At 59.4% G+C, this 14,315-nt stretch carries 17 protein-coding genes; 8 read left to right on the top strand and 9 right to left on the bottom strand.

Annotation, left to right across the window (positions count from 1 at the left end; all coding sequences use genetic code 11):
• Window positions 1–5: 5 nt before the first annotated feature.
• Genes ACQZ40_RS20085 through ACQZ40_RS20075 form a run of 3 tightly spaced genes read right to left on the bottom strand, consistent with a single transcriptional unit; the run spans window position 6 to window position 2,387 of the window.
• On the bottom strand, window positions 6–608 hold the full coding sequence (locus tag ACQZ40_RS20085; protein WP_448748553.1) for a TadE/TadG family type IV pilus assembly protein: 603 nt from the start codon (window positions 606–608) through the stop codon (window positions 6–8).
• Entirely contained in the window at window positions 605–1,171 is a 567-nt protein-coding gene (locus tag ACQZ40_RS20080; RefSeq protein WP_065655968.1) for a TadE/TadG family type IV pilus assembly protein, read from the bottom strand. The genes ACQZ40_RS20085 and ACQZ40_RS20080 overlap by 4 nt, the downstream gene beginning before the upstream one ends.
• 1 nt (window position 1,172) lies before the next feature.
• Window positions 1,173–2,387, bottom strand: coding sequence for a TadE/TadG family type IV pilus assembly protein (locus ACQZ40_RS20075; RefSeq protein WP_448748552.1), 1,215 nt, complete (start codon window positions 2,385–2,387; stop codon window positions 1,173–1,175).
• 14 nt (window positions 2,388–2,401) lie between these two features.
• On the opposite strand from ACQZ40_RS20075, the gene ACQZ40_RS20070 reads away from it, so the two are divergent.
• The 6 genes from ACQZ40_RS20070 to ACQZ40_RS20045 all read left to right on the top strand — a co-directional run bounded on the left by ACQZ40_RS20070 (window position 2,402) and on the right by ACQZ40_RS20045 (window position 8,130).
• Entirely contained in the window at window positions 2,402–2,548 is a 147-nt protein-coding gene (locus ACQZ40_RS20070; protein WP_448748551.1) for a hypothetical protein, read from the top strand.
• Between the two features lie 267 nt (window positions 2,549–2,815).
• Window positions 2,816–3,943 carry an S-(hydroxymethyl)glutathione dehydrogenase/class III alcohol dehydrogenase gene (locus tag ACQZ40_RS20065; RefSeq protein WP_003525152.1) on the top strand — a complete coding sequence of 376 codons (1,128 nt, stop codon included), beginning with the start codon at window positions 2,816–2,818 and terminating at the stop codon, window positions 3,941–3,943.
• Between the two features lie 287 nt (window positions 3,944–4,230).
• The gene (locus ACQZ40_RS20060) at window positions 4,231–4,971 is read left to right on the top strand and encodes a hypothetical protein (protein ID WP_448748550.1); all 741 of its coding nucleotides are present in this window, start codon (window positions 4,231–4,233) and stop codon (window positions 4,969–4,971) included.
• Window positions 4,972–5,076: 105 nt separating this feature from the next.
• The gene (locus ACQZ40_RS20055) at window positions 5,077–5,340 is read left to right on the top strand and encodes an acyl carrier protein (protein WP_448748549.1); all 264 of its coding nucleotides are present in this window, start codon (window positions 5,077–5,079) and stop codon (window positions 5,338–5,340) included.
• Window positions 5,337–6,869 carry an AMP-binding protein gene (locus ACQZ40_RS20050; RefSeq protein WP_448748548.1) on the top strand — a complete coding sequence of 511 codons (1,533 nt, stop codon included), beginning with the start codon at window positions 5,337–5,339 and terminating at the stop codon, window positions 6,867–6,869. Before ACQZ40_RS20055 ends, ACQZ40_RS20050 begins: the two co-directional genes overlap by 4 nt.
• A complete protein-coding gene (locus ACQZ40_RS20045; protein ID WP_448748547.1) occupies window positions 6,853–8,130 on the top strand; it encodes a type III PLP-dependent enzyme in 1,278 nt (425 codons plus the stop codon). The genes ACQZ40_RS20050 and ACQZ40_RS20045 overlap by 17 nt, the downstream gene beginning before the upstream one ends.
• On the opposite strand, the gene ACQZ40_RS20040 is transcribed toward ACQZ40_RS20045, so the two are convergent.
• The 6 genes from ACQZ40_RS20040 to coaD all read right to left on the bottom strand — a co-directional run bounded on the left by ACQZ40_RS20040 (window position 8,131) and on the right by coaD (window position 13,422).
• Window positions 8,131–9,288, bottom strand: a complete 1,158-nt coding sequence (locus ACQZ40_RS20040) for an aminodeoxychorismate synthase component I (protein WP_448748546.1) — start codon at window positions 9,286–9,288, stop codon at window positions 8,131–8,133.
• A 37-nt stretch (window positions 9,289–9,325) separates the two neighbouring features.
• The gene (gene tgt / locus ACQZ40_RS20035; RefSeq protein WP_142845155.1) at window positions 9,326–10,456 is read right to left on the bottom strand and encodes a tRNA guanosine(34) transglycosylase Tgt; all 1,131 of its coding nucleotides are present in this window, start codon (window positions 10,454–10,456) and stop codon (window positions 9,326–9,328) included.
• The gene (gene queA / locus ACQZ40_RS20030; protein WP_448734387.1) at window positions 10,456–11,538 is read right to left on the bottom strand and encodes a tRNA preQ1(34) S-adenosylmethionine ribosyltransferase-isomerase QueA; all 1,083 of its coding nucleotides are present in this window, start codon (window positions 11,536–11,538) and stop codon (window positions 10,456–10,458) included. Before queA ends, tgt begins: the two co-directional genes overlap by 1 nt.
• Before the next feature lie 244 nt (window positions 11,539–11,782).
• Window positions 11,783–12,292 (bottom strand): peptidylprolyl isomerase, encoded by a 510-nt coding sequence (locus tag ACQZ40_RS20025; RefSeq protein WP_065655977.1) that lies wholly within the window; start codon window positions 12,290–12,292, stop codon window positions 11,783–11,785.
• 36 nt (window positions 12,293–12,328) lie between these two features.
• The gene (locus tag ACQZ40_RS20020; protein WP_004442095.1) at window positions 12,329–12,898 is read right to left on the bottom strand and encodes a peptidylprolyl isomerase; all 570 of its coding nucleotides are present in this window, start codon (window positions 12,896–12,898) and stop codon (window positions 12,329–12,331) included.
• A gap of 29 nt (window positions 12,899–12,927) precedes the next feature.
• The gene (gene coaD, locus ACQZ40_RS20015) at window positions 12,928–13,422 is read right to left on the bottom strand and encodes a pantetheine-phosphate adenylyltransferase (RefSeq protein WP_080851830.1); all 495 of its coding nucleotides are present in this window, start codon (window positions 13,420–13,422) and stop codon (window positions 12,928–12,930) included.
• A gap of 437 nt (window positions 13,423–13,859) precedes the next feature.
• Here coaD and ACQZ40_RS20010 point away from each other — a divergent pair, with 437 nt between their 5' ends.
• Both ACQZ40_RS20010 and ACQZ40_RS20005 read left to right on the top strand, forming a co-directional pair.
• Window positions 13,860–14,039, top strand: a complete 180-nt coding sequence (locus tag ACQZ40_RS20010) for a hypothetical protein (RefSeq protein ID WP_004442101.1) — start codon at window positions 13,860–13,862, stop codon at window positions 14,037–14,039.
• A 40-nt stretch (window positions 14,040–14,079) separates the two neighbouring features.
• Window positions 14,080–14,214 (top strand): hypothetical protein, encoded by a 135-nt coding sequence (locus ACQZ40_RS20005; RefSeq protein ID WP_256387174.1) that lies wholly within the window; start codon window positions 14,080–14,082, stop codon window positions 14,212–14,214.
• Window positions 14,215–14,315: the final 101 nt, after the last annotated feature.

Here is a 14,315-nt window from a genome sequence, read left to right as displayed (position 1 = left end):
GCCGATCAATTTGCTTTGAATGGCGAGCGCTTGAGGTTCCACTTTGCGAAATCCGATTTGCCGCTCTGGTAGGGATATCGCTGGGAAAAGAACGGGTTGACGGCCGCAACATATTCGAATTTGAGCGTGATATCGGTCACCGCAGCGATCAGAGGCCGATAGCTGTACCGCCCAGAGACAACAATGATAGCTTCCTGAGCAACGAAACCGTTGGCAATCACGGTTTTCTCCCATGGCACATCTTCGGCAGATCCCAGAAAATTGTGGGCGGGAAATTGCAGCCGGGCGACCTTATCCACCAGTTTGACGCTTCTCAGCGTCAGGTCGAGTTTGCCCGTCTGGAGAATGCCGCTGCCGGAAAGGACGACGAAGCTCGGAACCCCCGTGCGCACCCGTTCCTCGAATTCGGGGAATCTTGCCGCCCAGCGCGCTGAATCGTCGACTATCGTCATGAACCGGTCATAGCTGAGCCAACCCCGCCCGACCTCAATGATCACGGCAAGCATAAGGACAAGCAGCGGCGCCAAAAGCCCCATTTCCAACGCCGCAGCGCCAGAACGGCAACGCCCGAAACCAGCAAGACGCAAAAACCATGTCGTCTTTTTCATTCCGTCACCCGCACGGCAGTGATCGCCAGGGAAATGTTGCGCAACTGATGAATGCCGCCCGTGTCCGGCACGAGGAAACGCGTCGTCGGCATCAAAAAATTCCAGTTGTAACCGATGGCCAGAATGTACTGCCCGGCGGTATCGGCGGGCGGGCGAAAATCGTTCACGATCGGTATGGGCACTTTGGCTTCGGCAATATCGTCGTCAGGAATCGGCAAAAGGGCGATCTTGAGAGTGGTTTCGTCAGTCCCTCCAATGAAATTGGAGGCGATTGCCTTGCGCAACGCAATCTCGGTCGCCGGTTTACCGTCCGACGCCGCCTTGCGGAGATATTCGATACCCGCATTCGATGCGAACGAGAGATAAAGATAATAGAGCATCAGCAGGCCGATTTCGAGCGTCCCGAAAATCAGCGCAAAAAACAGCGGCAACAGCAGAGCCGTCTCAACCGCCGTTGCTGCCTTTCGGTCGCCGAGCAGCCGATAACATTTGGCATGCGCGACCCGGCATCTGCTCGGGCCACCACGGCTTTTATCCTGACGCGGGGAAAGTAAGGACTTCATCTCAGCCCTCTTCCATTCGATCCACGTAGATGAGCTGGAAACCGGTGATGATGCCACCAAAGCTGTCGCTCAGGCCGGTTGCCTCAATCGTCACCCGATAGATGGAGTAGGCCTTGACCCTGAAACTGTAGTCTCTCGGCGTCCAGGCAATACTGTTTTTATCCTGGGTCAACTCCCACACCCGCTGCTGGGGTTGCAGGTCAGGAAGGAGCTGTTGGAGCGAGATCTTGATTCCGTTTGTTTTTTCCACGTCCTCGACGGCCCGGCGCCCATTATACCAAACCATGATCTTATATATTCCGGGATGAAGCTCGACATCCTTGTAGATCGAGCTATTGGCTTCGATATTTTTTTTCTTGCCGGGCTTAGGCGGCCCCCAGTCACTGTCGAGCTCCATGACATAACGGGTTGGCAATGAGAGTTCGGTGCCCGCCTTCTTGTCGATTTCGATCTTGTCGGTGGTCTTTGCCTTATCGACCTCCTTCAAAGTGCAGGCTTTGTCGTTGGCGGTAGGGGCCTCGTTGAGTTTCTTGCTCTGCATTCCCGCCGGATAGCCCTCCCAATTGTGGTTGCGGCGGCAGCAGGGGCTGCTCCAGTCCTGCAACTCGACGCCGGGGCCGGTCCCGCCATCCCATCCGATCTCCGAATAGGGATAGACACCCCAGCAACCGCCGGGGGTTTCCTTGGTGACGCCGTTTTTCAGAACCCGCTCGACGCCGAGAGCGTTGCTCTCGAACATATTGTCAATGATGACCGCATCATCCTCGGGATAGGGCGGGATGCCCTCGCAAGAGTATGCAAGGCGATATTTCAGCTTCTCGAGATTGAACATCTCCGAGAAAATCAGCCCGTAACTGAACTCGGCATTGATTTTTGTCTCAGTCCATTTCACTTGCACGTCACGCGAGAGGACCTTCTGCTTCGTGGATTGAATCATCGCATCGAAGGCCGCGGTCACATTGTCGCGCCGGACAGTGTCAAGCAACGTGTAGGTACGTGTCGGCTTGGTGGCTCTTTCGCATGCCATGGCCATGACCCGCTTTGACTGGTTGTAATAGGCCAGCGCCCTGCCACCCTCAAAAAGCAGCCCCAGCAAAATGATAAAGACCGGCAGCAGCAGAGCGGTCATGATGGCGAAGGTACCCGCGCGGTCCCTGAGGAGCGATGAAAACAGGCTCCATTTCCATGCCGCTTTTTTAATCCGCCTGCTCGTCATCAAAACACCGTTTCATGTCGCTCATCGCCATGGGAAAGGCGCGCTGTGAAAAGCGACAGGCCTTGCTTTCTGCGACGCTAAAAAATGTCCGGCTCACGCCGGTGGCTCGAAAATTGCTCATTGGTCGCCGGCGGCGCCGCTTTTCGAGCAACTTCGCCTGACCCCTGAAATACAGGGGTCAATTAACACGCAAACCGTAAATCAAAACTCAATCGGAACCTAAAAATATGAAGCAAATTCATATGCTTAGTTTATTTATTAGTAAATTAGGTCTCGACAATAAAATCGTATGACCGCCTAACGGCAGTATGGGGTTTGCATTCACGGTTTCTTCCGAAAACACAAACTTGGGCTCGCCCCTTGTCCCTCAAGCCAAGCTCGGGCAAAACAGCCCTGTTCAATCACAAAACAATGCCAGGAGATAAGATATGGACGTTCGCGCCGCAGTTGCCATTCAGGCCGGAAAGCCGCTTGAGGTCATGACCGTTCAACTCGAAGGCCCGCGCGCCGGCGAAGTGCTGGTTGAGGTCAAGGCGACCGGCATCTGCCATACAGACGATTTCACCCTGTCGGGTGCCGATCCGGAGGGCCTGTTCCCGGCCATTCTCGGCCATGAGGGCGCGGGCGTCGTCGTCGATGTCGGACCGGGCGTCACCTCGGTCAAGAAGGGCGACCATGTCATTCCGCTCTACACGCCGGAATGCCGCGAATGCTATTCCTGCACCTCGCGCAAGACCAATCTCTGCACCTCCATCCGCGCCACCCAGGGCCAGGGCGTAATGCCGGACGGCACGTCGCGCTTCTCCATCGGCAAGGACAAGATCCATCATTATATGGGCTGCTCGACCTTCTCGAACTATACGGTTCTGCCGGAGATCGCGCTCGCCAAGATCAATCCCGACGCGCCCTTCGACAAGGTCTGCTACATCGGCTGCGGCGTGACGACCGGTATCGGCGCGGTCATCAACACCGCCAAGGTCGAGATCGGCTCCACGGCGATTGTCTTCGGCCTCGGCGGCATCGGCCTCAACGTGCTGCAGGGCCTGCGCCTTGCCGGCGCGGACATGATCATCGGCGTGGACATCAACCCCGACCGCAAGGCCTGGGGCGAGAAGTTCGGCATGACCCACTTCGTAAACCCGAAGGAAGTCGGCGACGATATCGTGCCGTACCTCGTCAACATGACGAAGCGCAATGGCGACCTGATCGGCGGCGCCGATTACACATTCGATTGCACCGGCAATACCAAAGTCATGCGCCAGGCGCTGGAAGCCTCGCATCGCGGCTGGGGCAAGTCGGTCATCATCGGCGTTGCCGGTGCCGGCCAGGAAATCTCCACGCGTCCGTTCCAGCTCGTCACCGGCCGCAACTGGATGGGCACCGCCTTCGGTGGCGCGCGCGGCCGCACGGATGTGCCGAAGATCGTCGACTGGTACATGGAAGGCAAGATCCAGATTGACCCGATGATCACCCACACCATGCCGCTCGAAGACATCAACAAGGGCTTCGACCTGATGCACAAGGGCGAAAGCATTCGCGGCGTCGTGGTTTATTGATTGGATAAGACAGAGGCGGACGCGCGTAACCGCGCGCGCCCGCCATTCATAGAAATGTGATCGCCTCCAACCCGCTGCAGCCATTGCGATTAACGGGACGGTAAATCTATCGTCGTAAGCCGATACTACGCGGCGGAGTTGAAAATCCCTCCCCGCCCAGAACGACGCCAGACCTGCGGAGAGCGACCCTGAAAATCGTACCGATCGACAACGGAAACCGCGTCGCCGCCGTCGCTCTTCTGGCGAAAGGCTTCCCGGAAAAAACCGCAGCCTTCTGGTCGCGCGGTTTGTCGCTCGTCAGCGAACATCACGAGCGGCGCGAACTCGGTCCGATCGGGCAATTGCTGATGAAGGGCGACGATGCCGCAGGTGTGCTGCTGACGATCAAAAGCCGCCTGCCGGAGACCGGCAGGATCGTCGTCAACCTGTCCAGCTGGTATGTGGAGCCTTCCTGCCGCTGGTTCGCCCCGCGCATGTTGCAGATGGCGTCCTCCAATGAGGACGAAATCTTTACCGATCTCACCCCCTCTCCCGAAGCCTGCAAGCTGAATGAGAGGCTGGGCTTTGCGACGGTAACCGATTGCACGCTCTTTTATCCGCTGCCCTTTGCAGCGCTTCGCCCGGCAAGCGCACGGCTGCGGGCGCCAGGCGAGATAAAACCGGAAATACTCTCCGCCGAAATGCGCGACATGCTGGAAGACCACGCCCGTCTCGGCTGCATCGTGGCCGTGATGGAGGCGGAGAACCGCCATTACCCTCTGGTCTTCCTGAAAACCACGACCAAAAGATTGCCATCCGCGCGCCTCATCCATTGCGAAGACCGGCAGGTCGCGCAAAGGCACATATCCACAATCGCCCGCCACCTTCTTGGCCATGGCCGGCTTGCGCTGACCATGGCGGCAATGGGCGCAGAGCGAAAGGCCGGCGGGCTTGCCGCACATAAATCTGCACCGATACAAGTAAAAGGCGCATGGAACCCACGATTTATTAACGAAGCATACTCAGAGTTGGTGTTATTGCCACCGTAGGTATTTTAGTGAGTCGTGCGCGACTTGACGGAATCTTGGCCTTTACAGAAAAAGCGCCGTTCCGGGCAGGTCATTGGGAAAGACGCGGGAAATCGGAGAACGAGCATGCTTGCAGCGAAAAAGAGTGAAATCGACGTTGCCGATACCATCTATTCCTACCTCTCCGACCGTTTTCCCGCCTATGCCCCCTTTTCCGCCGATACGCAGCTTCTCGAAGGCGGCGTAATCGATTCGCTCGGCTTTCTGGAACTGATGATTTTCCTCGGCGAAAGTTTCGGCATCATTCTCGATGACGAACATTTCACGCCCGACAATCTCGGCACGCCGGCCGATCTCATCGCCTTCGTCCTCAGGGAACGGAGGAGATGACGCCCCATTTCCTGCTGCACCACCTGCTTGCCGCCCGCGCCGCGAGCGACGATCAGGCCCTCGTCCACAAGGACCGATCGCTGAATTATCGCGAATTTGCCGCAGCGGCGGCCCGTTGCGCGGCGGCATTGCAGGAAGCCGGAGCGCAACGCGGAGACCGCGTCGTCATCTATCTGCCGCGCGGCATTGAGGAATGCTGGTCGATCTTTGGCGTGAGCATGGCGTCCGGCGTCTTCGTGCCGGTGAACGCATTGCTGAAGGCGCAGCAGATCCGCCATATCGTTAGCGATTGTGGCGCGAAAATCGTCATCAGCAGCGCGGCGATGATGGATGAGCTGAAAGCGGCACTGGAAGACCTTCCCGAGGTCACGGTGCTGCTGGCGGAAGAGATAGAGGCCCGCGCCGAGACACTCGCCCGGCCTTCAGCGGCAATCGGCGAAGACCTGGCCGCCATTCTTTATACCTCCGGCTCCACCGGCTCGCCGAAGGGCGTGATGCTGTCTCATCGCAATCTTCTGGCCGGCGCGCGCATCGTGCGCACCTATCTGGACATCACCGGTAGCGACCGCATTCTGTCCCTCCTGCCCTTCAGCTTCGATTATGGCCTGAACCAGCTGCTGACGGCGGTTGAACAGGGTGCGGCCACGATCATCTCCACCTTTCGGCTGGGCGATGAGATCGTCCGCGATCTGCGCGACCATGCCATCACGGGTCTCGCCGGCGTGCCGACGATCTGGGCGATCCTGACGAAAGCGGCCCCGTCGCTCACAAAGACGCCTCTGCCGCATCTGCGTTACATCACCAATTCCGGCGGACGCGTGCCGCAGGAAACCGTAAAAGCGCTGCGCGAGAAGCTGCCGGATACGAAAATCTATCTGATGTATGGCCTCACGGAAGCCTTCCGCTCCACCTTCCTGCCGCCCGATGAAATCGACCGCCGCCCGACCTCCATCGGCAAGGCCATTCCCGAATGCGAAATCTTCATCGTCACCGCCGAGGGACAAAGGGCAAAGCCGGGTGAACCCGGCATTCTCGTCCATCGCGGCCCGACCGTCTCGCTGGGTTACTGGAACCGGCCGGAGGATACGGCAAAGGTGCTGCGCCCGCACCCCTTCATTCCGGCGGCGCTGGGCGGCGAGACCGTGTGTTATTCCGGCGATCTGGCGGTGGAGGACGAGGATGGTTTCTTCAGCTTCGTCGCCCGCAACGATGCCATGATCAAATCGTCGGGCTATCGCATCAGCCCGACCGAGGTTGAGGAAAGCCTGATGTCGACAGGCCTTTTCCAGCAGGTCGCCGTCATCGGCCTGCCGGACCCCTTTGCGGGCGAGAAGGTCCATGCCGTGGCGACTGCCGCCAACCAGAATATCGATGTGACGGCGGCTCTGAAGAAGGCCGCCGAAATGCTCGCCCCCTTCATGATCCCGCGCGCTATCGAACTGGTGGAACGACTGCCGGTCACGGCCAATGGCAAGGTGGATTACCGCGCGCTGGTGCGCGAACGGACGGACAATGGCGCCAACGGATAAACCCCAGAGCCACGGCCCGGCTTTTGCTGCCGCGTTGTTCGACACAAGCGAGAACGATCTGATGATCGGCGGACTTCCGGTGCGCGATATTGTCGCCGGGACCGGAACACCGTGCTTCCTCTATGACGCCGCCGCCATGCGCCGCGCCTATCGCGATCTCGAAACCGCGCTCGGCGGCTTTGCCGATATCTATTATTCGGTGAAGGCCAATCCCCTGCCCGCCATCGTCTCGCTTTTCCGGCAGGAAGGTGCGGGTGCGGAAATCGCTTCCGTCGGCGAATATCGCGCCGCCATCAAGGCCGGTGTCGCAACGCAAAATATCATCTTCGCCGGCCCCGGCAAAGGCATGGCCGAGCTGTGCGAAGTGATCGAGGGCGGCATCGGCGAAATCCACATCGAAAGCGCCGAGGAAATTACCCGCATCGAGGCGATCGGCAAGCCGGTCAAAGCCTCGATCCGCATCAATCCGGTGCCGGATGCACAGGCCGGCGCGATGCGCATGGGCGGCAAGGCCACCGCCTTCGGTTTCGATGAGGAAGAGCTGGAAAATGTCCTGCCGCTCTTCAAGGACGCCCGATATATCGATCTCGTCGGCGTCCATATTTACGGCGGCACGCAGATCCTCGATGCCGACATGCTTGTCTCCCAGTGGAGACACGGCATTTCCCTTGCCGCGCGCATGGCGGGGATGCTCGGTAAGCCGCTCGAAACCATCGATCTCGGCGGCGGTCTCGGCATTCCCTATTTCGCAGGCGAAACGCCGCTCGATCTTGAAAAAGTCAGCGCCGCCATACCCGACCTCAAGGCGCTTCTGAAGGCGCATGAACTGATAACCGACGCCCATGTCATCGTCGAACCCGGCCGTTTCCTCGCCGGTCCCGGCGGCATCTATGTGGCGGAGGTGAATTCGGTAAAGACCTCGCGCGGCACTACCTTCGTGGTGACGGATGGCGGCATGCATCATCACCTCGCCGCCTCCGGCAATCTCGGCCAGATCGTCAAGCGCAACTATCCCATCGTCGCTCCGGCCATGATGCTGGCGGCGCATGAGGAAACGGCAACCATCGTCGGCCCGCTCTGCACGCCGCTCGATACGCTCGCCCGTAATGCGGCGCTGCCGAAGCTCAAGGCCGGCGACCTCCTCGCCATCCTGCAATCAGGCGCCTATGGCGCCAGCGCCAGCCCAGCGGGTTTTCTGAGCCATGCGGCGGCGAAGGAGGTGCTGGTGGAAAATGGGGTGTTTGAGGTGATCGGGCGATAATCACCCCCGAAGCAGCCTGTCCCCCACCGCGAATTTCGATTTCAGCAGACACTCGTCATACTCCGCCTCGGCAACGGAATCGAACACGATACCGCCGCCGACATTGAAGACGGCACGGCCGTCGTCAAACAGGCTGAGCGTACGGATCGCCACGGAGAACCGCATCTCACCATTTGGAGACATGAAGCCGATTGCGCCGCAATAGGCGTTGCGCGGCGTCGCTTCCAGCTCGCGCAGGATTTTCATCGCCCACATTTTCGGTGCGCCGGTAACGGAGCCGCAGGGGAACAGGGCGGCGAAGATATCTTCCACCGTCACGTCAGGCAGAAGTTTCGCCCGCACATGGCTCACCATCTGGTGCACGGTCGGATAGGTCTCGATATCGAACAGCCGCGGCACATCAAGGCTGCCGACTTCTGTAATGCGGGAAATATCGTTGCGCAGCAGATCGACGATCATACGGTTTTCGGCGAGCGTCTTTTCGTCCGCCAGCATCGCCTCGACAATCGCCCGGTCTTCTTCCGCATCGGCTCCGCGCGGTGTCGTTCCCTTCATCGGATGGGTTTCGATGAAACCTTGCCCGTCAACCGAGAAGAACAGTTCCGGTGAGCGTGACAGGATGACCGGGCCGCCGAGATCGACCAGCGCGCCATATTTCACCGGCTGCCGCTCGATCAGCGACCAGAAGGCCGTCAGCGGATCGCCGCTCCAGCGGGCATGGACCGGCATGGTCAGATTGCCCTGGTAACAGTCGCCGCGACGCAGGTGCCCGTGCAGCCGCTCGAAACGCTGGCAATAGTCTTGAAGGGTCCATGCCGGCACGGGATCGGACAGAAACGCATCCGCATCCGGCAGATTTGCCGGGCGCGCAAACCGCCCCTCATCCGGCTGCGGGGCGGAAAAGACGCCGAAATTGAGAAACGGCACGTTGCGAGGCTCGTCCGCGAAAGGCGCAAGTTTAGGCTCGAACAGGAAGCCCGCCTCGTAGGACATATAGCCGGCGAGGTATTTCCCGGCCCGGCGCAGCTCTTCCATGCGCTTCAGCGCAGCAAAAAACGACGCCGGTTCATCCGCGACGATGATCTCTTCCGGCTCGGTGAAGGCTGTCACCGTGCCGGTCGTATCATCCCGGAAAAGAACGTAAGGCGCGTGTGCCAAGGAAAGCGTCCGAAACAGGAGAAAAATTCGGGAAGCGTCAGATGGGGTCTATATCGCCCCGCGCCCACATTTCGATGGTTTCCGCATAAAAATCGGCGAAACGGCCTTCCTCGATAGACTTGCGGATACCCTGCATCAGCTCCTGATAATAGGCAAGATTGTGCCAGGAGAGCAGCATGCCGCCCAACGCCTCGTTGGATCGGGTGAGATGATGCAGATAGGCGCGGGAATAATCGCGCGAGGCCGGGCAATTGGACTGCTCGTCGAGCGGGCGCATATCTTCCGCATGGCGGGCATTGCGGATATTGACGCGGCCACGACGGGTAAAGGCCAGCCCGTGGCGGCCAGAGCGGGTCGGCATCACGCAATCGAACATGTCGATGCCGCGCGCCACCGATTTCAGAATATCGTCAGGCGTACCGACACCCATCAGATAACGCGGCTTTTCGGTAGGCAGCACCGGCAGGGTAATATCGAGCATGCCCAGCATCACATCCTGCGGCTCGCCGACGGCAAGGCCGCCGACGGCATAACCCTTGAGATCGAGCTCTCTCAGCCCTTCGGCCGAACGAATGCGCAGGTCCGGCTGGTCGCCGCCCTGCACGATGCCGAACATGGCCTTGCCGGGCTGCTCGCCAAAGGCGACGCGGCAGCGCTCGGCCCAGCGCAGCGACATTTCCATGGCGCGCTCGATTTCCTTGCGTTCGGCCGGCAGCGCGATGCATTCATCGAGCTGCATCTGGATATCCGAATCGAGCATGCCCTGGATTTCGATGGAGCGTTCCGGCGACATATGATGCAGCGAACCGTCCACATGGCTCTTGAAGGTCACGCCCTGCTCGTCCAGCTTGCGCAGACCGGAAAGCGACATCACCTGAAAACCGCCGCTGTCGGTAAGGATCGGATGCGGCCAGCGGATCAACTCATGCAGGCCGCCAAGGCGGGCAACTCGCTCCGGACCCGGCCGCAGCATCAGGTGATAGGTATTGCCGAGAATGATATCGGCCCCAAGCTCCCGCACCTGATCGAGATACATGGCCTTGACGGTGCCGACGGTGCCGACCGGCATGAAGGCGGGCGTGCGGATGATACCGCGCGGCATGGCGACTTCGCCGAGGCGTGCGCCGCCGCTCGTGGCTTTCAGGGTGAAGGTGAATTTGTCGTGCATCAGTTTTTCCGGAACAACAGGCTGGAATCGCCATAGGAATAGAAGCGGTATCCGGTTTCGATGGCGTGCTTATAAGCGTCACGCATCGTTTCGAGACCGCAGAAAGCCGAAACGAGCATGAACAGCGTCGATTTCGGCAGGTGGAAATTGGTCATCAGAATATCGACCGCGCGGAAGCGGTATCCCGGCGTGATGAAGATGCCGGTGGCATCGGACCATGGGTGGACAACGCCATTCTCGTCAGCCGCACTTTCGATCAGGCGCAGCGATGTCGTGCCGACACAAACGATACGTCCGCCCCGCGCCTTTACCGCATTCAGCCGGTCGGCGGTTTCCCGCGACACATGGCCGATCTCGAAATGCATCTTGTGGTCGTCGGTATCGTCGGACTTCACCGGAAGGAAGGTGCCTGCCCCAACGTGAAGCGTCACGAAATGCCGCTCGATGCCCACCTTGTCCAGCGCAGCAAACAGATCGGGCGTGAAATGCAGCCCGGCGGTGGGGGCGGCAACGGCGCCCTTTTCGCGGGCGTAGATGGTCTGGTAATCGGTCTGGTCCTGCGCATCTTCCGGGCGTTTCGCCGCGATATAGGGCGGCAGGGGAATATGGCCGACGGAGGCTATCGCCTCATCCAGCACCGGGCCGGAGACGTCGAACAGCAGCGTGATCTCACCCTCCTCGCCCTTCTCCTCGACGGTGGCTTCCAGATGGGCAAGGCCGCAGGCATTGTCCCGCTCGTAGCCGAAACGGATGCGGTCGCCCTGCTTGATGCGCTTGCCGGGACGCGCAAAGGCTTTCCAGCGGGATTGATCGGCGCGCATGTGCAGCGTGGCCGAAACCGCCGTCTCCGGCGCGCCTTCGCGCAGCCGCACACCTTCCAGCTGGGCGGGAATGACACGGGTATCGTTGAACACCAGCGCGTCGCCAGGCTTCAGGAAGGACGGCAGATCGAAGACGCGATGGTCTTCCATGCGGTTCTCATTCGGATCGACCACCAACAGGCGCGCGCTGTCGCGCGGGTTCGCGGGGCGCAGGGCGATATTCTCCTCGGGCAGATCGAAATCGAACAGGTCTACACGCATTGCAAGGGCTCTCGAAAATATCAAAACCCGCCCTCAATGGGGCGGGTGGTGGGTAGTGACAAGGCTTCGTCTAACGAGACGTCATCCTCGGGCTTGTCCCGAGGATCTAACCACGTAGCCGTCGGGGATCGTTAGATCCTCGGGACAAGCCCGAGGATGACGGCTGAGAGGTTGGCACCCTTGTCATCAATGTGAAACGCCCCGCAGTTTCCTGCGGAGCGGGTAAACACTTTATACGCTATCCTCAGGCCGCAGAAGCGAGCTTGATGGAAACGATCGAATCGGGGTCCTTCACCGGCTCGCCGCGCTTGATCTTGTCGATGGCTTCCATGCCTTCGATGACCTGGCCCCAGACGGTGTACTGCTTGTTGAGCCACGGCGAATCCGTGAAGCAGATGAAGAACTGCGAGTTGGCGGAGTTCGGGTTCTGCGAACGGGCCATGGAGCAGGTGCCGCGCACGTGCGGAATGGCGGAGAACTCGGCCTTCAGGTCCGGCTTGTCGGAGCCGCCCATGCCGGCGCGTGCCGGGTTGAAGCTTTCCGAACCCTTCTTGCCGAACTTCACGTCGCCCGTCTGGGCCATGAAGTCTTCGATGACGCGGTGGAAAACCACGCCATCGTAAGCGCCTTCCGAGACGAGTTCCTTGATGCGGGCAACGTGGCCAGGCGCAACTTCCGGAAGCAGCTGGATCACGACCTTGCCGGTCGTCGTTTCCATGATGATGGTGTTTTCCGGATCCTTGATCTCGGCCATGGTTATTCTCCTCTGTTCGGGCTCTATTGCCCTACCTTACTTCTTGCCGACGGTGACCTTGATCATCCGGTCGGGGTTGGAAACTTCGCCGTTGCTGCCCTGCCCGCGCTTGATCTTGTCGACGGCTTCCATGCCGGACACGACCTTGCCGACCACGGTATATTGGCCGTTCAGGAACGGGCCGTCGGCAAACATGATGAAGAACTGCGAATTGGCGGAATTCGGATCCTGCGAGCGGGCCATGCCGACCACGCCGCGCGTGAACGGAACCTTGGAGAATTCGGCCGGAATATCCGGCAGGTCGGAACCGCCCGTACCCGCACGCTGGGCACTGAAACCCTTCTCCATGTTGCCATACTGCACGTCGCCGGTCTGCGCCATGAAACCGTCGATGACGCGATGGAAGGCGACATTGTCATAAGCGCCCTTCTTGGCCAGCGCCTCGATCTGCGCCACGTGCTTGGGCGCGACATCCGGCATCAGTTCGATGACAACGGGGCCGTCCTTCAGCTGCACGGTCAGGAGTTCGGCGGCAGATGCAAAGGTGCTGGCGGCGAGAGCGCCTGCAAACATGGCGCCGGCAAAGGCAAATCGAACGAGTTTCATCGGATTGGCTCCAGAATGTGAGGCTGAAGTTAGCGCTTCAGCTTGGCGTTGAGGGCTTCAAGCACGGCTTTCGGCACGAAGGCGTCGACATTGCCGCCCATGGCGGCGATCTGCCGGACCAATGTGGCTGTAATGGGTCGCGACGAGGTGCCGGCGGGCAGGAATACGGTCTGGATATCGGGCGCCATCTGGCGGTTCATCCCGGCCATCTGCATTTCATAATCGAGATCGGTGCCGTCGCGCAGGCCGCGCAGCAAAAGGCGCGCGCCGTGCTGGCGGGCGGCATCGACGACGAGATTATCGAAGGAGACGACTTCCATGCGCGCCGCTTCGCCCGGCAGATGTTCGGCAAGCGCCCGCTTTATCAGCCCTGCCCGCTCCTCGAAGCTGAACAGCGGCGCTTTTCCGGGATGAATGCCGACCGCAACGATGACTTTCGACGCCACGTTCAGCGCTTGGAGAAGCACATCCAGATGTCCGTTGGTCATCGGATCGAAGGATCCTGGATAAAAGGCAATCGTCATATCGCTCTCAGATGGTGGGCGCGTCTCGACGCTTCAGCATATGTGCCGCCTTTTGTCATGGAGAGGCACGCGGCGCAAGACTTTATAACCAACCCCTCACAAGCGTGGCTGCGGCGTGAACCGCGGATGAATGGGCCGTTCAGTGCGGTTTCACAGCTATTTTGTCTAAATGCACGGCATCGGGAAACCGAAACGCCCCTCACTCGTTAAGCATCCGGAGAATTGAAAATGCTGGCCTTCATGATCGTCCTTTCGATCATCGCTTCATTCGCTGCCGAGTATATTTTTCTCGAATGACGGCCTTAGCCAGTTTCCTGAACGCCAGATGAACGAACCATTCAAGGAAGTTTCACAGGCGCGATGCTAATCGATTTTTACGGTTGACGCGGAACATGTTTGGACATGGCGCGTTAAGAAAGAACCAAAGGAACGGACAGATGTTTGTAAGAGAAAAACAGTCTACTTCGGCGAAAATCAGCGTCATCAGCACCGCCTGGACAGTACTGGTTATCGCAATGGTAGCAACGACGTTTAGCCTTTATGAACAGAAGCCTGAAAAACTGGGCCCGGACTATCCGCAGCTGACCGCCCGTTATCAGTATATGAATTACTACTGATAACGGAGAGAATTTTCTCGAAACTCCCGGAGACGATATCATGTTCACATTTCTGACAATGCTTCTTGCCCTGATCAGCGTTATGTTCGTGACATCGATGATATCCGTGGTCGCCGAGATGCGACGTGAAGACGAGGAATTCAAGGCGATGATCCGGCGCGACCGCGCCTTCTGAGCGCGACGGGCCGGGCAGACGGCCGCTTAAAAGTGATTCTTTTCAACCGCCTGGACCTTCCGGGCGGTTTTATTTTGCGCTTCGCGGGCGCAACGCGGCGA

Source organism: Agrobacterium sp. 16-172Ci (assembly GCF_053522725.1).
Note: the sequence above shows the minus strand (reverse complement) of the source record. Positions and strands in the feature narration are given on the sequence as shown.